16 protein-coding genes and 1 pseudogene are annotated in these 22928 nt (G+C 63.3%); 9 read left to right on the forward strand and 8 right to left on the reverse strand.

Features of this window, described 5'->3' with window-relative positions; translation table 11 throughout:
- Nucleotides 1–106: 106 nt before the first annotated feature.
- Nucleotides 107–1405: a DUF3422 family protein gene (locus CLU85_RS06920; protein ID WP_100409632.1), complete on the forward strand. Its 1299-nt coding sequence runs from the start codon at nt 107–109 to the stop codon at nt 1403–1405.
- Between the two features lie 348 nt (nt 1406–1753).
- Complete coding sequence (locus CLU85_RS06925) at nt 1754–2635, forward strand: DMT family transporter (RefSeq protein WP_100409633.1); 882 nt, start codon at nt 1754–1756, stop codon at nt 2633–2635.
- 45 nt (nt 2636–2680) lie between these two features.
- On the opposite strand, the gene CLU85_RS06930 is transcribed toward CLU85_RS06925, so the two are convergent.
- Nucleotides 2681–3703, reverse strand: coding sequence for a M48 family metalloprotease (locus CLU85_RS06930; RefSeq protein ID WP_100409634.1), 1023 nt, complete (start codon nt 3701–3703; stop codon nt 2681–2683).
- Between the two features lie 12 nt (nt 3704–3715).
- Nucleotides 3716–4333 (reverse strand): SH3 domain-containing protein, encoded by a 618-nt coding sequence (locus tag CLU85_RS06935; RefSeq protein WP_100409635.1) that lies wholly within the window; start codon nt 4331–4333, stop codon nt 3716–3718.
- Nucleotides 4334–4397: 64 nt separating this feature from the next.
- Here CLU85_RS06935 and CLU85_RS06940 point away from each other — a divergent pair, with 64 nt between their 5' ends.
- From CLU85_RS06940 to CLU85_RS06950, 3 genes are all read left to right on the forward strand, one after another.
- On the forward strand, nt 4398–5228 hold the full coding sequence (locus CLU85_RS06940; protein WP_100409636.1) for an SDR family oxidoreductase: 831 nt from the start codon (nt 4398–4400) through the stop codon (nt 5226–5228).
- Nucleotides 5229–5458: 230 nt separating this feature from the next.
- Nucleotides 5459–6511, forward strand: coding sequence for a TRAP transporter substrate-binding protein (locus tag CLU85_RS06945; RefSeq protein WP_100409637.1), 1053 nt, complete (start codon nt 5459–5461; stop codon nt 6509–6511).
- Nucleotides 6512–9181 (forward strand): EAL domain-containing protein, encoded by a 2670-nt coding sequence (locus tag CLU85_RS06950; RefSeq protein ID WP_100409638.1) that lies wholly within the window; start codon nt 6512–6514, stop codon nt 9179–9181. It begins immediately after the preceding gene.
- A 167-nt stretch (nt 9182–9348) separates the two neighbouring features.
- Here the strand turns inward: CLU85_RS06950 and CLU85_RS06955 are convergent.
- Nucleotides 9349–10247, reverse strand: a pseudogene (locus CLU85_RS06955) (DMT family transporter).
- Between the two features lie 149 nt (nt 10248–10396).
- Here CLU85_RS06955 and CLU85_RS06960 point away from each other — a divergent pair.
- From CLU85_RS06960 to CLU85_RS06970, 3 genes are all read left to right on the forward strand, one after another.
- The gene (locus tag CLU85_RS06960) at nt 10397–11380 is read left to right on the forward strand and encodes a quinone oxidoreductase (protein ID WP_100409639.1); all 984 of its coding nucleotides are present in this window, start codon (nt 10397–10399) and stop codon (nt 11378–11380) included.
- Complete coding sequence (locus tag CLU85_RS06965) at nt 11377–12210, forward strand: DUF4743 domain-containing protein (RefSeq protein ID WP_100409640.1); 834 nt, start codon at nt 11377–11379, stop codon at nt 12208–12210. The genes CLU85_RS06960 and CLU85_RS06965 overlap by 4 nt, the downstream gene beginning before the upstream one ends.
- A gap of 251 nt (nt 12211–12461) precedes the next feature.
- A complete protein-coding gene (locus CLU85_RS06970; RefSeq protein WP_100409641.1) occupies nt 12462–13952 on the forward strand; it encodes a flagellin in 1491 nt (496 codons plus the stop codon).
- Between the two features lie 82 nt (nt 13953–14034).
- Here the strand turns inward: CLU85_RS06970 and CLU85_RS06975 are convergent, their stop codons facing one another.
- The 4 genes from CLU85_RS06975 to CLU85_RS06990 all read right to left on the reverse strand — a co-directional run bounded on the left by CLU85_RS06975 (nt 14035) and on the right by CLU85_RS06990 (nt 20576).
- Nucleotides 14035–15690 (reverse strand): Na/Pi cotransporter family protein, encoded by a 1656-nt coding sequence (locus CLU85_RS06975; RefSeq protein ID WP_100412404.1) that lies wholly within the window; start codon nt 15688–15690, stop codon nt 14035–14037.
- A gap of 310 nt (nt 15691–16000) precedes the next feature.
- Nucleotides 16001–16525: a signal peptidase II gene (gene lspA / locus CLU85_RS06980; RefSeq protein ID WP_100409642.1), complete on the reverse strand. Its 525-nt coding sequence runs from the start codon at nt 16523–16525 to the stop codon at nt 16001–16003.
- Complete coding sequence (gene ileS / locus CLU85_RS06985; protein ID WP_100409643.1) at nt 16525–19416, reverse strand: isoleucine--tRNA ligase; 2892 nt, start codon at nt 19414–19416, stop codon at nt 16525–16527. The genes lspA and ileS overlap by 1 nt, the downstream gene beginning before the upstream one ends.
- A gap of 110 nt (nt 19417–19526) precedes the next feature.
- Nucleotides 19527–20576: a bifunctional riboflavin kinase/FAD synthetase gene (locus CLU85_RS06990; RefSeq protein ID WP_100409644.1), complete on the reverse strand. Its 1050-nt coding sequence runs from the start codon at nt 20574–20576 to the stop codon at nt 19527–19529.
- A 167-nt stretch (nt 20577–20743) separates the two neighbouring features.
- Here CLU85_RS06990 and CLU85_RS06995 point away from each other — a divergent pair, with 167 nt between their 5' ends.
- Complete coding sequence (locus CLU85_RS06995; RefSeq protein WP_100409645.1) at nt 20744–21301, forward strand: HNH endonuclease; 558 nt, start codon at nt 20744–20746, stop codon at nt 21299–21301.
- Nucleotides 21302–21381: 80 nt separating this feature from the next.
- Here CLU85_RS06995 and CLU85_RS07000 read toward each other — a convergent pair whose 3' ends face one another.
- Nucleotides 21382–22692 (reverse strand): methyltransferase domain-containing protein, encoded by a 1311-nt coding sequence (locus tag CLU85_RS07000; RefSeq protein WP_100409646.1) that lies wholly within the window; start codon nt 22690–22692, stop codon nt 21382–21384.
- Nucleotides 22693–22928: the final 236 nt, after the last annotated feature.

Below are 22928 nucleotides of genomic sequence, written 5' to 3' on the forward strand. Positions count from 1 at the left end.
TTCCGGTATTCCTCTGCAACGGCACCTTCGGGTGCCGTTGTTTTTTGGAGAGTCGACTCCGTTCCGTGCCATCTAGGCCGGTACACAATTGCGGGCAGAGGTCCGCATGTCAACTCCTGTCCGTCCGACGCAGCACCCCCATCGGGTAATGCTGCACAACGAAATCCACGCCCGCCCGCCCGAGGCGATGGCAGCGCCCCTGGCCATTGCCCATGTCGTGATGCTGGCGGATGCTGCCGAGCGTGAAGCCAGTCGTGCCCATGTGGCCGCACTCTTGCGGGACCACCACATGGCCCTGCCTGATGCCCACACCACCCACTTGCGGATGGATCTGGGTGCTTTCCGCATGCGCTGGGAGCTGCACACCGAGTTTGTGTCCTGGACCTTCATGGTGCCCGCCCTGGCGGACGCCTTTGGCGAGCGCGAGCCCGTGAGCGCAGTGGGCTCTGTGCCCCGCGAATGGCTGGCGGCACTGCCCGGGCAGTGCCTGTGTAGCCTGAACCTGTGGGTCTTGCCCACACACACCTTCGGCTCGGGTTCTTTGGTCAAACATGTGTTGCACGAAGACACCCTGGTGGCAGCCACCGTGGCCGATGGGCATGGGGAGATCTACACCGACTTTGCGATCCATGCTGACGGTTTTTCGCGCATGGTGTTGCTGGCAGGTGGCATGACGCCACGCCGTCTGGGTCGCCTGGTGCAGCGTCTGCTGGAGATCGAAACCTATCGCATGGCGGCACTTTTGGGGCTGCCGGCAGCCCGGGAAGCAGCCAGCGAGCTGGCCTTTGCCGAGCGTGAACTGGCTGAGCTGGCCAATGCCATCCGTACGGCCAACCGTGACGATGAACCGGCTTTGCTGGACCGCTTGACGCGTTTGGCCGGGCAGGTGGAGAGTCAATACGCGGCGACCCATTCCAGATTCTCGGCCAGCAGCGCCTACTTTGAGCTGCTGGACAAGCGCATCGAGGACATCGCTGAGTCTCGTCTTGCGGGCATGCAGACCATCCGCGAGTTCATGGACCGGCGTCTTACGCCCGCGCGCAGCACCTGCGAATGGGCGACCCGCAGACAGGATGCGCTGTCCCAGCGTGTGTCCCGCATGAGCAATCTGCTCCGCACCCGCGTGGAAATCGAGCAGCAACAAAGCAGCCAGGCGCTGCTGACCACCATGAACCACCGGCAAGACCTGCAGCTCCAGATGCAGTCCACCGTCGAGGGGTTGTCTGTGGCTGCCATCACTTACTACATCGTGGGGTTGGTGAGTTATCTGGCCAAGGGGGCGCAGAAGCTGGGATGGCCCCTATCCCCAGAGACCACGGCAGCCATTGCGATTCCTGTAGTGGCGATCGGGGTGTGGTGGTCGCTCAGGCGCTTGCACCACCGCGTGTTTCACAAACACGACTGACCGCGCTGGGTTGTGGAAGGCCCTTGCCATCGTTGATGAAGGCGACGCCCGCGCAGAGGTCCGATGGCGGTGGGCAGTGCTCCCATGCCAAACTAGTCAGCATGTCTGCGGCATGGCGGGCCGTTGATGCAACAACAAACCCGGCGGTCAGCGGCCATCGCGCTGGGTGGCACCCCGGAGGTATGCGCTGCGTTCGTGTGTTCGGTGCGATCACGCTGCCCATCTTTGGGGGGTGCGGTGTTGTTGCATATGGCCTGGTGCGAATTTGCTCCGAACCCGTTTTTTGACAGGAACTAGAACCCGGTGTCTTCAGCCTCCTTTTCACCCACGCAAGCAGCGAAGAAGAGCATGCTGCCCGGCCTATTGCTGGCCTTCTTTGGTTCCATTGCGTTCAGCGGCAAGGCCATCATCGTCAAACTGGCATACCGCTACGGTGTGGATGCAGTCACGCTGATCATGTACCGCATGTTGTTTGCGTTGCCTATTTTTGCCGCGATGGCCTGGTGGGCGAGCCGGGGCAAACCGCCCCTGACGCTCAAGGACTGGCTGGGCGTTCTGGGCCTGGGTGTGACCGGCTATTACTTGGCCAGCTTTTTGGACTTTGCGGGCCTGGCCTACATCAGCGCGAGCCTGGAGCGGCTCATCCTGTACCTCAACCCCACGCTGGTCATGGTGCTGGGCTGGCTGCTTTATGGGCGTGGCATCCGCTGGGCTCAGGCGGCGGGCATGTTGGTCAGCTACAGCGGCGTGGTGCTGGTGTTTGGCCATGAAGCCAATCTGCAAGGTGCTGATGCCGCGTGGGGCACCTTGCTGGTGTTCTTGAGCGCGGTGAGCTATGCCATCTACCTCGTCTACAGCGGTGAGATGGTGCAACGCCTGGGCTCGCTGCGCCTGGTGGGGCTGGCGACCACGGTGGCGTGTCTGTGTTGTCTGGCCCAGTTTGTGGTGCTTCGCCCGCTGAGCGCAGCGGTGGTGGCACCCGAGGTGATCTGGTTGTCGATTCTCAACGCCACTCTGTGCACCGCTGTACCGGTGCTGATGGTCATGATGGCCATTGAGCGCATCGGTGCTGGTATGGCTGCGCAGACTGGCATGGTGGGGCCGCTGTCCACCATTCTCATGGGTGTGTGGATTCTGGGCGAGCCTTTCACCGCCTGGGTGGCTGCCGGAACGGTTTTGGTGGTTGCGGGTATTTTTGTCTTTACCCGCATGGCACGGCGGCCGGACTGAGGGCCTCCTGCTCAGTCGCGGTCGTGCTCCTGGCGGCGCATGGGGTTATGACGTCTTTTTCTTTGGCGGTGTTTTGCGTGTGGGCGCCTCCGCCGGGGCGGTGGGTGCCACAGGGGCTGCCTTGGGGTGCATGCGCTGGGCGACCGTCACTGCGGTGCCGCCCGTGAAACCGTCCAGGTTTTTACCCATGGCCAGTTCCAGTTGCTCCAGACGCGCCTGTGCTGGCGGGTGGGTGGCCAGGGCCAGCGCGAACATGGGGTTGTCGGGGGTGGCTGTGCGCAGCTGTTGCAGTACCGACACCAGTCCATAGGGGTCAAAGCCCGCCCGGGTGGCCAACGCCACGCCAGTGCGGTCGGCGTCGTATTCATCGGTCTGGTCCAACCCGCGGGCATACAGGTTGCGGCCAAGGGCCAGGAACTGAGAGGCCACCATGTTGCCAACCGCGTTGGACCTGATCTGTGACGCCATCAGCTGTGTCAGCATGCCTGACTGTGCTGTCTTGCGCATGGCCAGAAGATGGTGCTTGGCCGTGACGTGGGTGATCTCATGGGCCAGGATGCCCGCCAGTTCGGCTTCGTCCGCGCACCGGTCAATGAGCCCTTTGGTCACAAATACATAACCCCCCGGGGCCGCAAAGGCGTTGTAGCCGGGATCATCCAGCACCACAAACGTCCAGGGCAGGTTGGGACGCGGAGACTGCAGGCTGATCCAGCGCCCCAGCTGGTTCACATAGCGCTGCAGCGCCATGTCGGGGTGAAGGGGTTTGCTGCCCAGCAGCACCGCCGCCAGCTGGCGGCCAATCTCGATCTCGCGCGGCTCGTCAATGCTTTCGACGGAGCGCGTCAGCAGGCTGACGAGGTCGTCGCCCTGGCTGGCGGGGCTACCACCGCCTGTGATGGCGCCGAGCAGGCCGCCGCCTGAGTTACTGCTGGTGCTGCCGCCACCCAGGGCGTTCAGCAGGTTCATCACACCCTGACTCTGGCCCTGGCTGGGCAGCAGGGTCAGGGCCAGGGCCGTGCAGGCCGTTGCAAGCAGCCGGGTGCGGAAGGGGCGGAAGGGCAGGCGCATGGCGGCTCTTGATTAGTTGGGGCTGAAGTTGGGATCTGACGGATTGTTCGAAGAGCCTGTGGCCCCCGATCCGCTGCTCGACGATGGGCGGGGTGGCTCGGCCAGAGGCGACACCGTGCGCGGTTGCAGCGCTGCGTTGCTGGCGAATTGGCGGGCCTGGTCGGCATTGACCCGCATGCCCTCGGCTTGTCCCACGGCCGCAGGGTTGGGTTGCGCCTTGGCGATGTCTTCTGCACCCAGGCCGCGGATGCCCACGGTAGAGGTTGCCGTGGTGGACGGGCTACTGTTGCCACCGAACAGACCGCCGATGCCCCGCAGGCCGCTGGTGGCGGTATTGTTGTTGGCCGACGCCGAGCCCGATTGGGGTCCCAGGTCAAACATATGCACCCACCCCGAAGCGCCCTGGGCCGTGCTGACCTTGGTCCAGGGGCCTTTGCGTTCACTGCCGCGCGTCACGACGGTGTTGGCCTCCAGTGGCGCCACACTGGCACCACTTTCAGCAGGGCTGTCGCGCAGTTGTGTAGCGCGTTTGACCACGGCAGCCTCCTGCGCATGTGCAGTGCCCGCCAAAGGGGCCAGGGCGGCCCATGCCAACCAGGTGGCCAGGGCTCCACGGTGCAGCCAATTCATCTTGCAACTCTCCACTTATGATTTGCCAGGGCTGCAGGGTGCAGCACCGGAACCGGAGATTGTTATGGATTTGGGTATTGCAGGCAAATGGGCACTGGTGTGCGGCGCTAGCAAGGGGTTGGGCTATGGCTGCGCGCAAGCGCTGGTGCGCGAGGGTGTCAACGTGGTCATCAATGCCCGCAACGCTGAGGCCTTGGATCAGGCTGCTATTCGTTTGATAGCTGAAAGTGCAAATCAGTCCGGCACTAGCGGCCAAAATGAATCCAAACCTCGCGTATTGGCCGTGGCTGCAGATATCACCACCGTCGAAGGGCGCGATGCCGTGTTTTCCGTGGCCGGTGGCCCTGGGCGTGATTTCGACATCGTTGTGACCAATGCGGGGGGGCCGCCCACCGGCGACTTCCGGGACTGGGATCGCACCGCATGGATCAAGGCAGTGGATGCCAACATGCTCACGCCCATCGAACTCATTCAGGCCACCGTGGATGGCATGGCAACGCGGGGTTTTGGCCGCATCATCAACATCACATCCAGTGCAGTGAAGGCGCCCATTGACATCCTGGGCCTCTCCAACGGAGCGCGCAGCGGCCTCACAGGGTTTGTCGCTGGCGTGTCGCGCAGCAAGATTGCGGCGCATGGTGTCACCATCAACAACCTGCTGCCGGGTAAGTTCGACACGGACCGGCTGGCCGCAACGGTGAATGCCGCAGCCAGCAAGGCCGGTAAGAGTGTGGGCGACGTGCGTACTGCCCAGCAGGCGCAGATTCCTGCGGGGCGCTACGGAACGGCCGATGAATTTGGTGCGATCTGTGCGTTTTTGTGCAGCGTGCAGGCCGGCTACATGACAGGGCAGAACGTGCTGGCGGATGGCGGCGCCTACCCTGGCACGTTCTGACGCTGAGCGAGTGCGGCGCTGGGTGACCTGCCCGTGGGCGGCGCGTTTTTGCTCGCACTTGTGCGGGTTGCGTCACTCGCCCGCTTGATAGGGGCGTGTGCGTGTTGTTTTGCCGACAGCCTGCCCGCCAAGCCGAAAAATTGGTGGAATACTGCGTTCCGACACTCGCCATGCCTACTCATTTCGCCCCACTGATGTCCCGCTTTCGCCTCTGGGCGATTCCCCTTTGTATGCTGTGGGCTGCCGGTGGCTGCGCGCTTGCGGCGGAACCTGCCTCTGCACCATCGCCTGCGAAGACCCCAGCGCCGTACAAGCTGCGCATTGTGGGTGGGCTGGCTGGCATCAGCCAGTATGTGCGGCAGGAAGAACCGTTCTGGAGCAAAGAGCTGCCGCGCCTGAGTGGGGGCCGTTTTCAGGCCGAGATCGTGCCGTTTGACCGTGCGGGTGTGCCAGGCGCAGAGATGCTGCGCCTGCTGCAACTGGGTGTGGTGCCCTTTGGCACCACCCTGATGAGTTCATTCACCTCGCAGTACCCGGAGTACACAGCGCCCGATCTGGCGGGCCTTAATCCTGATATCGCCACACTCAAGACCACGCTGGCGGCATTTCGTCCGTATCTGGAGAAGGCCCTGCGTGACCAGCATGGCGTAGAGGCCTTGGCGGTGTATGTCTATCCCGCCCAGGTGGTGTTTTGCAAGAAGCCGCTGCGAGCGCTCGCAGACCTCTCCGGGCGTCGTGTCCGCGTGTCCTCGTCCACGCAGGCCGATTTTGTGGGCGCGCTCGGTGCAGTGCCGGTGCTGACCAGTTTTTCTCAGATTGTGCCCAGCTTGACGGCCGGCAATACCGAGTGCGCCATCACGGGCACCATGTCGGGCAATATGCTGGGCTTGCCAACACTGACCTCTCACGTTCACACACTGCCCGTGACCTGGGGCTTGGCCGTTTTTGGGGCCAATCAGGCCGCCTGGACTGCTTTGCCCCCCGATCTGCGTGAACTGCTGCAGCGCGAATTGCCCCGGCTGGAGGCTGCGATTTGGGCCGAATCCGAGCGCGAAACCGCTGACGGTATCGCCTGCAACCGCGGTGCACCCACATGCGCTGCGGGCACCAAGGGGGCGATGGTGGTCGTGCCGGTCTCGCCGCAGGATGAGCGCAGCCGCCAGGAGATTCTGGCGACGACCGTGCTGCCACGTTGGGTGCAACGTTGTGGTACGCGCTGTGCCCAGGTCTGGAACCAGACGATCGGGCCCGCGCGCGGCCTGCTGGCAGCCCCCGCGAAATAAATGAGGGAAACCACCACGCCGTGGCGTATCAAGGCCTTTGTATGGACAGGGGTCGTGGTGTTTGTGATGGCCGTGGCCCTGGTGGCTGCCGCCTTGGTGTGGAACGCCCGCAAGGTCGCTCTCGATGACGGCGAGGCCCAGGCCACGCGCTTCGTGGCGGGCGCGGAGGCCGCACTCAACCGATCCTTGCTGGCTGTCGATGTGCTGCTGGCCAGCATGGACGAGTTGCTGGGCCTGTCGAACGCCACAGCCGCCTGGATGGACCCAGACTCTGCCAGTCAGCGTCTGCGGGGTTCCACCCGGCAGAACCTGATGGTGCGCTACGTGGCCCTGCTGGATGGCTCCGGCAAAACCATGGCTTCTTCCGATCCGTCGGGCAGTGCGCTGGCGGTGCAATTGCCGGCCGGGTTTCTGGAGTCCGTGCTGGAGCAGCCGGTGTCCACCCTGATGGTCAGCGCGCCGGTCGTGAGTTTTGCCAGTTCCGAGCGGGTTCTTTACTTTGCGCGCCACCTGCGCCTGGCCGACAGCACCCAGGTGGTGGCCGTGGCTGAACTGCCGGTCGTGGCGCTGAGTTCCGTGCTGGTGCAGGGTGTGGATATCAGTGGCCTGCAGGTCACGCTGGAGCGGGCGGGTGGCCAGTTGCTGCTGGGAGTGCCTGGCCGTGATGAAGTCATTGCGCCCACGCTGGCCCCGCCCTTGGGCGATCTGGCCGATCTGGGAATGCAATGGAAGGCCCGTGCACGCTTGACCGGTGAGCCTGCGCTGGTGGTTTTTCGGCCCATTCTTTATCAGGACCTGCGGATTTCCGCCAGCATTCCGCTGCGCGATGCGCTGAGCAGCTGGCGCGGCCAGCGTGACACCATTGCGCTCACGGCGCTGCTGTTTGAAGCCATGATCCTGGCGGCAGGGGTGCTTGCTCTGCGCTACCTTGATCGCCTGTCGCAGGCGCGTGTGGCCATCGCCCAATCCAAGGCCACGCTCGACCAGGCGCTGGAATCCATGGTCAGCGGTTTTCTGCTGCTCGACAGCCAGAACCGCGTGGTGCAGTGGAACAGCCAGTTCGAGTTGATTTTCCCCTGGCTCAAAGGCATCCTCGCGCCCCGGTTGCCCTTTCGGAGGGTGATGGAAGAGACCGTCAAACACCACCTTCCCCGCCTTCCCGATGATGAGCACCAGCGCTGGGTAGACCAGCGTCTGCTCAAGCAAAAACAGCACCAGGAACCCCACGAACAAGAATATTCCAGCGGCCGCACCATCCAGATCACGGAGCGTGCGACCCCTGATGGCGGACTCGTCATCAGCTACCACGACGTCACGGCCCTGCGGCGGGCCAGCGCTGAAATCGAGAGCCTGGCTTTTTACGACCCGCTGACCAACCTGCCCAACCGCCGTCTGCTCATGGACCGCATGCAACAGGCCATTGCGGCCAGCGTGCGCAGTGGGCAGTACGGAGCCCTGCTGTTTTTGGACCTGGACCATTTCAAGACCCTGAACGACACCCGGGGCCATGAGGTGGGCGACATGCTGCTGCGCCAGGTGGCCCAGCGCCTGCAGACCTGTGTCCGGCGCGAAGACACGGTGGCGCGGTTGGGGGGCGATGAGTTTGTGGTCATGCTCAGCGATCTCTCGGCCAGCAGCGCTGAAGCCGCCGCCTATGCCCGCCGGGTGGGCGAGAAGATTCTGCGCAAGCTCAACGTGCCCTACACCCTGGGAGGGCACGCCCACCACAGCACGCCCAGCATTGGCGCCACGCTGATGGGGGGGGCGATCCAGTCCTCGGTCGATCTGCTCAAGCAGGCCGACATCGCCATGTACCAGGTCAAATCGCAAGGGCGCAATGCCTTGTGCTTTTTTGACCCCGAGATGCAGATCGTCATCAGTCTGCGCGCGCAGCTTGAAGGTGATCTGCAAGTGGCGCTGACGGCGCGGCAGTTTGTGCTGCACTACCAGCCCCAATTTCACCTGGATGGCCGCATCGTGGGCGCCGAGGCGCTGATCCGCTGGCAGCATCCCGAGCGTGGGCTGGTGGCACCGGGGGCCTTCATCGGGGTGGCCGAAGAGAGCGAACTCATCGTGCCCATGGGCCACTGGGTGCTGCGCACGGCCTGCGAACAACTGGCCGCCTGGCAGGGCGACCAGCGCTACCAGCACATGCAACTGTCGGTCAACGTGAGCGCGCGGCAGTTTCGCCAGCGCGACTTTGTGGCGCGTGTGGTCGAGGTCCTGCGCGAAACGGGTGCCAGGCCGCACCTGCTCAAGCTCGAACTCACCGAGTCGCTGGTGCTGGACAACGTGGACGACACCATCGCCAAGATCGGCATGCTCAAAACCAAGGGCGTGCGCTTTTCGGTGGACGACTTCGGCACCGGGTATTCATCGCTGGCCTACCTCACACGGCTGCCGCTGGACCAGCTCAAGATCGACCAGTCCTTTGTGCGCAACCTCGGCGTGCGGCATACCGACGACGTGATCGTGCAAACCATCCTGGGCATGGCGCGCAACCTGGAGCTGGATGTGATCGCAGAAGGTGTTGAAACAGAAGCCCAGAAGAACCTCTTGGCCCAATATGGCTGTGTGTTCTTTCAGGGCTTTCTGTTGGGGCGACCCACCCCTGTGGCGGAGCTGGAGGCGTTGATGAAAGCCTCTGTGCCGGCGGCTGTGCAAGGGTGACCCGCGCGACGATGTGGCGGTGACCACCGCCTGCCCATGGCCCACCACCCTGGCCGGACCTTGTAGGGATTTGGGGAATGATTGCTATATTTTTAATAGCTGATTGCGCTTTGTGGGTGGGCGCTAGAACCGATTTTTACTGAAACCGCCCGCCTCTGTCCATCAGATCAGCGCCGTGAAGACACCACGATGCCACCCACAATCAATGCAAATGCAACGCCGTGGAACGCCTGGGGTGTATCGCCCAGAAACGCGGCCGACAATATCCCGGCAAACAGGGGCGTGAGGTTGATGAAAAACCCGGCCACCGCAGGCCCGGCACGCTGCACGCCTACCCCCCAGCAGCGGTAGGCCAGCACGGCGGGCCCCACGGCGATAAAAGCCAGGGCCGCAATCAGCGGCCAGCCCCATTCAATGTGCGTGCGGCCACTGGCCCACTCGGCCCCCGCAAAGCTGCCCGACCAGGCCAGCCCAAACACCATCTGCGCCATCAAAAACGCCGCCCAGTCCCCCGAATGCGGGAGGGCTCGCTGGTGCGCGACAGCAGCCAGCTGTAGAACGCCCACGAGATGGTCGCCAGCAGCATGAACAGATCGCCCGGCACCAGGCGGAACGCGAGCAACTGCGACCACTCGCCCCGGCTCAGCACCAGCAGCACGCCACACATCGACAGCAGCGCACCCATCACCTGCCGCCGTGTCACGGAGGCTCCGAAAAACAGCGCCCCCACGGCCAGCATCCACACCGGCATGCTGGAGCCCACCAGGGTCACGTTGATGGGCGTGGAGGTCTGTAGCGCCATGTATTGCAGCGCGTTGTAGGCGCCGATGCCCAGCAGCCCCAGCAGCGCATAACGGCGCCAGTGCGGCCACAGCGGGCTGTCGGCACGCAGCACGCCGTGGGCCAGGGGCAGCAAGATGGCAAATGCCAGCACCCAGCGGATGAAGTTGAGCGTGATCGGGGGAATCAGGTCATGTACCAGCCGCCCCACGACGGCATTGCCAGCCCACAGCAGGGGCGGTATCACCAGCAGCACGGCTGTGCCGGGTGTGATTTTTTGAGTCATGGGGCAGGACTGTAACGGCGCGCGCCCTGTCACGCTGCCGGTGGCCATAAGGCCCTTGGGTGCCATCGGCCGGCGGGCGGCACGTTCGCACGATTCGTGGCAGGATGGCCGCCGTTGTTGCATCCCCCATTTTCAGGAGAGCTTTTGCCATGAGCCTTGCCGTCCAGATCCGCCAGCACGGTGGTCCCGAAGAACTTCATATCGTTGACGTGACCGTGGGCGAGCCTGGCCCCGGTGAAGTCCGCATCCGCCACCACGCCATTGGCCTGAACTTCATCGACGTGTACCACCGCACCGGCCTGTACCCGCTCACCATGCCCGCCACCATCGGCATGGAAGGCGCGGGCGTGATCGAAGCCGTGGGCGAGGGCGTCGCGCACCTGAAGGTGGGCGACCGCGCCGCCTATGCCAGCAATCCGCCTGGCGCTTACTGCGAAGTGCGCGTGATGCCCGCCAAATGTGTGTGCAAACTGCCCGACGCCATCAGCTTCGAGACCGGCGCGGCCATGATGCTCAAGGGCCTGACGGCGCAGTACCTGCTCAAGAAGACCTTGCCCGTGGAAGGCCTGCAGCCTGGCGACCATGTGCTGTTCCACGCTGCTGCCGGTGGTGTGGGCCTGATTGCCAGCCAGTGGGCCAAGGCCTTGGGCCTGCAACTCATTGGTACGGCCGGGAGCGATGCCAAATGCCAACTGGCCCTGGCCAACGGTGCAGCGCATGCCATCAACTACAACACCGAAGATTTTGCGGCCCGGGTGAAGGAGATCACCGGTGGCAAGGGCGTGAAGGTGGTGTACGACTCGGTGGGCAAGGACACCTGGGACAAGTCGCTCGAATGCCTGCGCCCCTTTGGCCTGATGGCCAGTTTCGGCAATGCATCAGGCCCGGTGGCGCCGTTTGCGCCGGGCTCGCTGGGCGCCAAGGGTTCGCTGTACGTCACGCGCCAGACGCTGTTCACCCACATCGCGACGCGCGAGGCCACGCAGGCCATGGCCGATGAACTTTTTGCCGTGGTGGCCAGTGGGCAGGTGAAGATCCACATCGACCAGCGCTACCCGCTGGCTGATGTGCAGCAGGCGCACCGCGATCTGGAAGCGCGCAAAACCACCGGCTGCACCATCCTCACGCTGTGAACGCGGCTGTTCAGACACCCACGTTCGACCAGTGGCTGGCGGGGGCGCGCCAGGCGTCGCAGCAGCCCCCGGTCCAGCCACGCCAACCCCTGGTGGTGGCCGGGCAGGTGGTGGGCTCGGTGGCGTCAGGGTTTTTAAACCAAATCCGCCTTGAGCGCTTTATTCATAAGCGCTACCAGCTATCAGAAACAGAGCATTCTCCGGGCCGTGCATGGCATTTGCAGGCATCGTCCGCTGACACCACGGATGCCCTCAACACCCTGGCGGCCGCGCTGCGCGATGCGGGCCTGTGCGGCCCGTGGCGCGACGAGCAGCTGGCGGTGACCAACCCGGCGGGCGAGGTGGTCGGCACCGTGGAACGCGGGGCGGTGCGTGTGCTGGGCGTGGCCACCCGGGCCGTGCACCTGGTGGGCCTGGCGCCCGACGGCCGCATGTGGGTGCAAAAACGCGCGATGACCAAGCCCAACAACCCTGGGCTGTGGGACACGCTGATGGGTGGCATGGTCTCGGCCGCCGACTCACTGCCGCAGGCGCTGGCCCGCGAAACCTGGGAAGAGGCCGGTTTGCGGGTCGAGGCATTGGCCGACGTGGCCCACGGTGGTCAGGTGCTGTTCAGCCGCCCCAGCCGCGAGGGCGGTGGCGCGGGCTTCATGGTCGAGCGCATCGACTGGTTCTGCGCCCAGTTGCCTCAGGGCATGGAGCCCGACAACCAGGATGGCGAGGTCGAGCGTTTTGACCTGCTGCCTCTGGAGGTGGTGCGCGAGCGGGTGGCCCAGGGGGCGTTCACGCTGGAAGCTGGGCTGGTGATTGCGGGGTTTCTGGGGGTGTAGGCGCCGAGGGGTTCTCGGCAGGACCACGGCAAATTTTGCTTTTGATGGTCAATGGATTTCTTTCATGAAATTTGGATGACTATCAATCCTTGACTGCATGGCTGTGGTGATCCCTTGCACGGGTATATGCGCAGTGTCAGGAGATGTTCCTCAAGTTCGTTCCGCACCCGCCGAAAAACTCTTGAGCGCATTCCGCAGTGGCCCGCTCTACAGGCAGAAAAACGCCACCAGATACAGCGCGAGTAACCCGCATGGCATCCACCATCAACAGCAATGTTGCGTCCTTGACGGCGCAGCGTCACCTGGGCGCCAGCCAGGCCTCGCTCAACACATCCATCCAGCGCCTGTCCTCGGGCCTGCGCATCAACAGTGCCAAGGACGATGCGGCCGGCCTGGCGATTTCCGAGCGATTTACCAGCCAGATCAAGGGCCTGAACCAGGCGGTGCGCAACGCCAACGACGGCATCTCGCTGGCCCAGACGGCAGAAGGCGCGCTCAAGGCTTCGGGCGACATCCTGCAACGGGTGCGGGAACTGGCCGTGCAGTCAGCCAACGCCACGAACAGCGCGGGTGATCGGCAAGCCCTGAACCAAGAGGTCGGCCAATTGGTGGAGGAGTTGGGCCGCATTGCCCAGACCACCGAGTTCAATGGCCAGAAGTTGTTGGACGGTACCTTCGGTACGCAACAGTTTCAGGTGGGCGCCAATGCAGGGCAGACCATCGTGGCTGCGGGAGCCAACTTGCGAACCACCCAGTATGGCAACAACCGAGTGACGACGACCGGCCCCGGACTGCAGTATTCGCCCAACCATCCTTTTACGTTCAATGGGACCTTGGCCGGTGATACGGTGGCGATCAAGGGCAGTTTCGGTAGCGCCAATATCACCTACGCGGTCAATGCCTCGACCAAAGAGATCGCCGAATCCATCAATCAGGTGGCGGCGCAGACAGGCGTGCGTGCCACTGCGAAAACGGAAGTGGGTGTCACTTTCTCTGCGGTGGGTGATTACACGCTGGAGCTGCGCTCGGATGCCACCTCTGTGGAAACCGTGAGCTTTGGTGTCTCAGCCACGCAGGGGGCCAATGGGCTTTCATCGGCCACCGCAGCCATCAATGAGCGCACCAGTAAAACGGGCATCACGGCTACCTTGAACAGCGCCAGCAACGGCATCATGCTGACCAATGCGACCGGCAACAACATCATGATTGGTGAGGCCGTCACCAATGCGGGCGATGTGACGATGCAAAAGTTCGCTCGCGATGGCGACCAGGAACTCGTTGCGGTGGGGGCTCCTGTGACCATGCTGACGCCCAATGCTGCCAACTACAACTATGTGTCCAGCGGCTATCTGGTCCTGGATTCCGAAAAGTCTTTTGGTGTTGACGCCAACGGCGGTACCGCGATGGTGGACGCGAGCGCCACACTGCGCAAGGTTTCGGATCTGGATGTGTCGTCGGTACTGAAGGCCACGGACGCATTGCAGACAGCGGATTCGGCCCTGGCGTTCATCAACGGTGAGCGTGCCAAGTTGGGTGCCCTGCAGTCCCGGTTTGAGACTTCGATTGCCAACTTGCAGGTGACGTCCGAGAACCTGTCGGCCTCACGCAGCCGCATTCTGGATGCCGACTTTGCGGCCGAAACGGCCAACCTCTCCCGCTCGCAGATCCTTCAACAGGCGGGCACGGCCATGGTGGCCCAAGCCAACCAGCTGCCTCAGGGCGTGCTGGCGTTGCTGCGCTAACGCGGCAGTCGCGCCTCCAACGCGCTTGCATGGGTCCACACCCGCCCGCAACAAATGCGCGGCTTCTTGATGCTGCCGGTTCTCAAGCCTGGTCCACCATCGTCTTGAGCCGGCTGGGCGCCAGCGCCCCGGCAGACTCAAGAATCGGGTAGGCCACCGAGCACAGCAGCGAGTTGATGCGCTTGAGTTCGCTGATCAGGTCAATGTGCAGCGAGCTGGTCTCGATGCTCTGCACCGTGTTGTCCGACAGGCGCGCCAGGTGGGTGGCCGAGTACGCATGCTCCAGGTCGCGAAAGCGCGCCTTTTCTTCCAGCAGCTTTTGTGCATCGCGCACGCTGCCGTTGAGGAACACGCTCATCGCCAGCCGCAGGTTGTCGATCAGCCGGGCGTGCAGCTCGTTGATCTCTTCCATGCCGGCTTCGGAGAACTGGCGGCCCTTCTTGATCTTCTTGTCCTCGATGTCGATGAGCACACGCTCGATGATGTCGCCGATCTGCTCCATGTTGATCGTGAAGCTGATGATGTCGGCCCAGCGGCGGCCCTCGCGTTCGTCCAGGGCCTCGCGCGAGATTTTGGTCATGTAGTACTTGATGGCCGAATACAGGCCATCCACCTCGTCATCGAGCTTGCGCAGGTCTTCGGCGAGCTTGATGTCGTCAGTGCGAATCACCTTGTGCAGGCCCAAAAGCATGGACTCGACCACGTCGGCCTGGTGCAGTGCCTCGCGGGCGGCGCAGGAGATGGCGAGGGATGGTGTGGCCAGCGCGGAGGGGTCAAGGTGCTGGGGGCGGGTGCCTGCGGCCGCCTGTGTTTTTTCCACAGGCAGCAGGCGCTGCACAGTGCGGGCCACGGTCCCCGTGAGGCCGATGCAGACGATGCCCACCACCACGTTGAAGGCCAGGTGAAAGAGCACCACCAGTGCGGCGGTTTCGGGCACATAGGGGCGCACATGCTGCAGCCACAGGCCCGTGAGCGGCGTCATGATGACCACGCCGATGATCTTGAAGAACAGGTTGCCCAGCGGCACCTGGCGCGTCTGTACGTTGGCCTTCATGGTGGTCAGCACGGCCAGTACGCCGCTGCCCAGGTTGGCGCCCAGCACCAGGCCCAGCGCGACGTCGGCCGGGATGCCCCCCGAGCCTGCCAGTGCAGCGGTCAGCAGCACGGTGGCGAGGCTCGAATACGCCACGATGGCCAAAATGGCCCCGGTGAAAATCTCCAGCAGCAAATCGCTGGTCAGTGCGCCCAGCAGCGTGCGCACGGTGGGCGACTGGGTGAGGACCGTCGTCGACTCGGTGATGAGGCGCAGGGCTAGCAGCATCAACCCCAGGCCGATCAGCACCCGGCCCACGCGGCCCACGGCCGTGTCCTTGCGCGAAATGAACAGCACGACCCCCACAAAGATGAACAGTGGCGACAGCCACGACAAGTCCATCGAAAACACCACAGCCATCACGCTGGTGCCCACGTCGGCACCCAGCATGACCGCCAGCGCAGCAGGCAAACCCACCAGACCCTGGCCCACAAAGGACGAAACGATGAGCGCCGTGGCGGTGCTCGACTGAACCACCGCCGTGACCCCGATGCCGGACAGAACCGCAGTGAACCGGCTGCTGACGCTGTGCGCAATCAGCTGTCGCAGGTTGGCGCCAAACACGCGCAGGATGCCGGTACGCACCAGGTGGGTGCCCCAGATCAGCAGCGCCACGGCTGCCAGGAGATTGAGGAGATGCTTCATGAAAAACCGTTGTTTCTTCTTCTTGTGATCTGCGCCAAACATGGCATGGGGGCACCAGGGTGCTGAACCCCTGTCCATGACTCCCATTGTGTGGCGCATTCCCGGGTCGGCGGTGCCTGATTGCCTGCGCGGCTGTCAGCCCCTACCGCTGTACGCAAGAACTGCGCACACTGGTTGTCATAAAACTGACATATAAGCATACTCCTGATTCCATAGCGCGGGCGCAGATGCCCATGCGGCGATGGGGCGATAAAGCAAAACGGCCCGCGTCTGGCGGGCCGTTTTTGGGGGGCAGGCGGGATGGGCGCTGTCAGCGCTCGCGCCGCACCCGCAGAAGCTCATCCAGGATGAGGCAGGCTGCACCTACGCTGATGGCCATGTCTGCCAGGTTGAAGGCCGGAAAATGGCCGGCCGGGAACATGCCGGCAAGGAAATTCCAGTGGAAGTCCAGAAAGTCCACCACGTATCCGTGCATCAGCCGATCCACCACGTTGCCCACAGCACCCCCGAGGATGCTGGACAGTGCAAAGCAAAATAGCTTTTGCCCTGGGTGGGCACGCAGTTGCCACACGATGAAGACCGTGGCTGCTGCGCCGATGCCGGTGAACAGCCAGCGCTGCCATCCCCCCGCGTCCGACAGGAACGAAAATGCCGCTCCTGTGTTGTGGGCGCGCACGATGTTGAAGAAACCCGTGATGAACGTGGCGTCGCCCAATTGGTAGTGGCCCAGGATCAGCGTCTTGGTGATCTGGTCGCCCGCCAGGAGCACTACTGCCCAAGCCAGCCAGGGCCACATGTGGGCGCCGGAGCGCCCGGACAGTGAGGGGCGCACCATCAGGCGTGCGCCCGGCTTTCGCCGGCCCCGTAGAGGTTGCTGGTGCAGCGGCCACAGATGGTGGGATGGGCGGCATCCTGCCCCACATCGCTGCGGTAGTGCCAGCAGCGCTCGCATTTGGTGTCAGAACTGGCCTTGACGCTTGTCTGTAAAGCGCTGCCAGCTACCACTTCAATAGCGGAGGTGATGAACACGAACTTCAGGTCCTCGCCGAGGCTGGCCAGAAGGGCGTGGTCCTCGGGGGCTGCCGTGAGGGTGACGGCCGCCTGCAGCGACGAGCCCACCTGACCGGCCGCACGCAGCACTTCGATCTCCTTGTTCACCACATCGCGGATTTCGCGCAGACGCGACCACTTGGCGAGCAGACCTTCGTCGGCACCCGCCATGGAGCCATAGGTTTCCAGGAAGATCGAGTCCGAGCTGCCAAACACCTTCCACGCCTCTTCGGCCGTGAACGACAGGAACGGTGCCATCCAGCGCAGCATGCCGTGGGTGATCTGGTACAGCGCCGTTTGTGCACTGCGGCGCGCCAGGCTCTTGGGCGCCGTGGTGTACAGGCGGTCTTTCAGCACATCGAGGTAGAAGCCACCGAGGTCTTCCGAGCAGTACAGTTGCAGCTTGGCCACCACGGGGTGGAACTCGTACACCCTGTAATGCGCGAGCACCTCGGCCTGGAACTCGGCCGCGCGCGTGAGCGCGTAGCGGTCGATCTCCAGCATTTGATCGAACGGCACGGCATCGGTGGCCGGGTCGAAGTCACTCACGTTGGCCAGCAGGAACCGCAGCGTGTTGCGGATGCGGCGGTAGGCATCCACCACACGCGCCAGGATCTTCTCGTCGCCCGCGATGTCGCCCGAGTAGTCGCTGGCCGCCACCCACAGGCGGATGATTTCGGCGCCCAGCTTCTTGTTGATCTCCTGCGGGTCGATGCCGTTGCCCAGCGACTTGCTCATCTTGCGGCCCTGGCTGTCCACGGTGAAGCCGTGGGTCAGCAGGCCACGGTAGGGCGCGCGGCCTTCGAGTGCGCTGGCCAGCAGCAGCGAGCTATGGAACCAGCCGCGGTGCTGGTCATGCCCTTCGAGGTACAGATCGGCCTCGGGGCCAGTGTCGTGGTGCACGTTGGGGTGCGTGCCGCGCAGCACATGGCTGAAGGTCGAGCCCGAGTCGAACCACACCTCCAGGATGTCGGTGCTCTTGGTGTAGCAAGCCGCGTCTTCGGCACCCAGGATTTCCTCCGTGGTCACGCGGCTCCAAGCCTCGATGCCACCCTTCTCCACGATATCTGCCGCCTGGTCCAGGATCTCCATGGTGCGGGGGTGCAGTTCGCCCGAATCCTTGTGCAAGAAGAACGGGATGGGCACGCCCCAGCTGCGCTGGCGCGAGATGCACCAGTCGGGCCGCCCGGCGATCATGTCGTGCAGTCGGGTCTTGCCGTTTTCGGGATAGAAGCTGGTGTGCTCGATGGCGTCGAGAGCGATCTGGCGCAGTGTCTTGGCGGGCTTTTCGCCGGCCTTGGTGAATACGCCTTCGCCTTCGTCCATGCGCACGAACCACTGCGCGGCGGCGCGGTAGATCACCGGCGTCTTGTGGCGCCAGCAGTGCGGGTAGCTGTGGGTGATGTCCTTGGTGGTCATCAAGCGGCCCGCGTTGCGCAAGGCTTCGATGATGGCCGGGATGGCTTTCCAGATGTGCTGGCCACCGAACAGCGGGAAGTCGGCTGCGTAGGTGCCGTTGCCTTGCACGGGGTTCAGGATGTCGTCCAGCGCCATGCCGTGCGCAACGCAGGAGTTGAAATCCTCCAGCCCGTAGGCGGGCGACGAGTGCACGATACCGGTGCCGTCGTCGGCCGTGGCGTAGTCGGCCAAGTAGACGGGCGACAGGCGCCGGTAGCCGAAACTGCCGTCTTCGCTGGCCACGTCGTACAGCGGGTGTTCAAATTCCAGCCCGCCCAGGTTTTTGCCCAGGGTGGTGGCAATGACACTGCCGGTCAGGCTGTAGCGCTCCAGGCACGATGCGACCAGTGGCTCGGCCACCAGCAGGATGCGCTCGCCGGTGTCGACCAGCGCGTAGCTGATCTCGGGATTCAGGTTCAGCGCCTGGTTGGCCGGGATGGTCCAGGCGGTGGTGGTCCAGATGACCACGAAGGCTTCTTTGGTCAGTGCGGGCAGGTCAAATGCGGCTGCCAGTTTGGCGGGCTCATGCGATTTGAACGCTACGTCCAGCGTGGTGCTGCCTTTGTCCTGGTATTCGATCTCAAACTCGGCCAGCGACGATCCGCAGTCAAAACACCAGTACACGGGCTTGAGGCCACGGTACACAAAACCGCGCTCGATCACGCGCTTGAACGCACGGATCTCGCCCGCCTCGTTGGCGGGGTTCATGGTCTTGTAGGGGTTGTCCCATTCGCCCAGCACACCCAGGCGCTGGAAGTCGACCATTTGCTGCGCGATCTGTTCGGTGGCAAACGCACGGCTCTTGGCCTGCATGTCGTCGCGCGACAGTTTGCGGCCGTGCTTCTTTTCGATGGCGTTCTCGATCGGCAGGCCGTGGCAGTCCCAGCCGGGCACATACAGCGCGTCAAAGCCTTCGAGCTGGCGCGCCTTGGTGATCATGTCCTTCAGGATCTTGTTGACCGCGTGGCCCATGTGGATCTGGCCGTTGGCGTAGGGCGGGCCGTCGTGCAGGATGAACTTGGGCGCGCCCCGGCGTGCGTCGCGCAGGCGTTTGTAGATGCCTTTGTCGTCCCACTCCTTGACCCAGCCCGGCTCGCGCTTGGGCAGGTCGCCGCGCATGGGGAAGGGGGTGTCGGGCAGGTTCAGCGTGCTGCGGTAGTCCGTGGCGGGGGGCGCTGCGGAAGCTGTGGAGGGGGTGCTGGCGTTGTCGTCGGACATGAGGGAGCCTTAAAAACAGGGCATTCCGGGGCAAGGCCCAGAGCGAGAGCAGGGTAGGAGCGCGAAGGATGACGGGCCCGCCAGGCGGGCGCTGCGAAAAGCAGCCCCCCTCAAATTCGGTCGCGGGTAGTCTGGCGCCGGGTTTCGGTGTGGTTGGGTGCCTGGGCCGCGGCAAAGTAGGCTCGCGCGTCGGCGCAGTCTTTGGCAATGCCCACTGTCAGGGCATTCAGACCGTCGTATTTCAGCTCGTCGTGCAGTTTGTGCAGTAGTTCCACCCGCACGATTTTACCGTACGCCCCTTCGGGCCCCAGATCGGTGGGCCACTGCAGACAATGGGTTTCCAGCAGCACGCGGCCGCCGTTGACATCGGTGGGGTCCAGCGAAGGGCGCACGCCCAGGTTGGCCACGCCGGGCAGCGCGGTGTCAGAGAGTCCATGCACCAGCACCGCAAAGATGCCGCTGGCGGCGGGCTTCCAGTGTGCAAAGCGCAGGTTCAGTGTGCGAAAGCCGTTGCCTGCACCGGCTGCGGTGGCGCCCAGTTCCCGCCCCAGCTTGCGGCCGTGCACCACGTGGCCGCTGATGGTGTAGGGCCTGCCTAGCAGGCGCGCAGCGGTCTCCATCTCTCCCGCACCCAGCGCCTGGCGCACGGCCGAACTGGAAACCCTCAGCCCATGCACCTCGTAGCTGTTCATGCGCGCCACATCAAAACCTTTGGCTTGCCCCGCGGCGTCCAGCATGGCGTAGTCGCCGGCCCGCTGGCGGCCAAAGCGGAAGTCATCCCCCACCAGCACGTAACGCGCACCCAGGCCGCGCACCAGAACTTCGTCGATGAATGCCTCGGGCGATTGCGCGGCCAGTTTTGCGTCAAAGGGCAGCACCACCGTCTGCTGCACGCCACAACGCTCCAGCTCGGTGAGCTTGTCGCGCAGAGTGCCGATACGGGCCGGTGCCAGTTCGGGCTTGTGGTGTGCGCCCGCAAAGTAGTCGCGGGGGTGGGGCTCGAAAGTGAGTACGCAGCTTTCCACCCCCCGGTGCGCCGCCTCGCTGTTCAAAAGGGCCAGCATGGCCTGGTGGCCTCGGTGCACGCCGTCGAAGTTGCCAATGGTCAGCGCACAGGCACTGGCAATACCAGGGTGGTGGAATCCGCGAAAGATCTTCATCGGTCTGTTATCTTTTTGATAGCAGCATGCGCAGGTACATCAAGCGCAAGACGCCAATTTGTCATGGAAACGGAGTATATTGTGATGGACAGGCTGCAGAGTGCCAGCGGCCTGCGAGACATCTGCGTTCCGAATCCTTGTGTACTTTGTGTCCCAGGAGGCGTGTTTTGAAGGTCTTGAAGCTGTCAGCCCAGGGGTTGCCCCAATCGTGGATTTCGCTCGAACAAGCGGTGATTCATTACGCAGCGGGTGAGGTGCGCTGGGAATCCGGTGCCCAGATCGCCCGTTTTCGCGGCGGGTACAACGCCGTCACGGGAGAGCAGTCGGTGATTGCCATCAATAGCATCATCGGCACCAAGGGCGTGCCCAGCATCAACCCGTTCGACCTCAAACCCAGTCTGACTAACAGCAAGCTGTTTGCCCGTGATCGCAATGTCTGCGCCTACTGCGGCGGGCATTTTCACGAAGAAGACCTGACCCGCGAGCACATCGTGCCCTTTGCCCGCAACGGTCAGGACCACTGGATGAATGTGGTCACTGCCTGCCGCCCTTGCAACCACCGTAAGGGCCCGCGCACGCCAGAGCAGGCGCACATGCCGCTGCTATACACGCCCTACGTGCCCAGCCTGTGGGAGGATTTCATCCTGCGCAACCGGCGCATCCTGGCCGATCAGATGGACTTTTTGATGGCCCATGTGCCCAAGTCGTCGCGCCTGCTGGCGTGACGGATTCAGGTTTACCCATCAATGCGTTCCGGAGAGCTTGCCCACCGCAATGCTGAAGAAACAGCAAGCTCTGGCGGACATCATGCAGGCTTGTGGCCCATTACGACGAAACCATTGACGGGTTGGTGGTTCTCATGGCGCAGGACGGCTTCTTCGACGTTGACCGTGTCAAAACCTGCGGCCTTACACAGCGCCTCAACGTGACTGCGCTTGTGTGCATAGCGCCCGGTGGGTAGCAGAGCCAAATCAGACCCGGTTTCACTTGCGGTTTCGCAGGAGAAGATCAACGTTCCGCCAGGAGCCAGAACACGGAAAGCATTCGGGATGGCCTGGGTCAGGTCGCCCGCATAGATAAACACATCCAGCGCGGTAATTACTTGGTAAAGCCCATCAGGGGTCTCGCGCAGGGCGTCATGCAGATTGACCGTGTGGAAGCGGTCGTACACGTTGTGGCGGGCTGCCTGCTCGATCATCTTCATCGACAGGTCTACGCCGATGAGGGCGCCATCCAGGCGACCCAGACACACGCCGAGAAGACCCGTGCCGCACCCGAGGTCCAGAACATTGAGCTTTTTGTCGGGGTAGCGGGCAATGATCTTGTCTGCAACCTGCTTTGGCAACTGGTACTTCAAGCTGCGCACCATGTGCGTGTCATAGAACTCGGCCATGCCGTCGAACAGGGGGCGCGTCAGCTCGGCAGGCTGTTGGGTCGGTGTATCGCCGCGTGTGAGCTGGACGTAATAGTGATAGACCGCATCTTCGGGAGCTAACTCCTGCAGGGTTGCCGCGTTTTTATGGGCATCCGCAGGTTTGCCGGCGGCAATCGAGGCTTGCACATGTCCGACCAGTGATTGAGAGTCCGTTGGATTTTCATCCACCAAGGCACTCCACAGTGTCAGGGACGCATCGTGCTGGCCTTGTTCGCTCAGATCTCGTGCCAACAGGCGCCGTAGTGCGACATCGCCAGGCACTAGCTCTAGTCCGCGACGCAGGTGACGGATCGCCATTTCCGTGTGGCCTGCACGGTGGGCAATGTCGATCACGCCAGCCAGCACCAGCAGGTTTTCGGGCTCCAGCGTTGCCACTTTCTCGGCAGTCTCTACGGCTTCCTGAAATTGGTTCTGGCGAGCCAAAAGCAATGCTAGCTCCAGCAGGCCTGGGCCCCAGTCTGGTGCCAAAGAAACGGATTTACGCAGAGCGTCAAATGCGCCCTTCACATTGCCCGTCTTTTCTGCCAGCAAGCCGCCCAACATGAAGACGCGCGGGTCCTGTGGCCATTGGGCGTTGGCTTTGTTGAGCGTCAGCGCGGCATTTTTAAGGTCGCCTTTGTCGATTTGTTCGCGGGCCTTGGTCAGGTGCTTGAGGTTGGGGTCGGTCGCTATGGCGCTCATGGCAAAAGAAGTGAAGAGGCTAAAAACGTACAACGGGCTTCGCCACAGGCCGTCGATGTTGTATTGAGCTTCGGATTATCCCGGATTTGTTGTGCGCGGATGCCGGGCTCTGTGGCGCAGGGGTCATCGATGGTGCTGCGTATTCGCACACGGCCTTTACGGGGGTGTCGTGCGTGCAGGTATTGACTGCGGTGAATGTTAACTATTGTCAAAGCTGTATCAATTGCTGATTGAAT

This window comes from Acidovorax sp. 69, assembly GCF_002797445.1.
Lineage (GTDB): Bacteria > Pseudomonadota > Gammaproteobacteria > Burkholderiales > Burkholderiaceae_C > Acidovorax.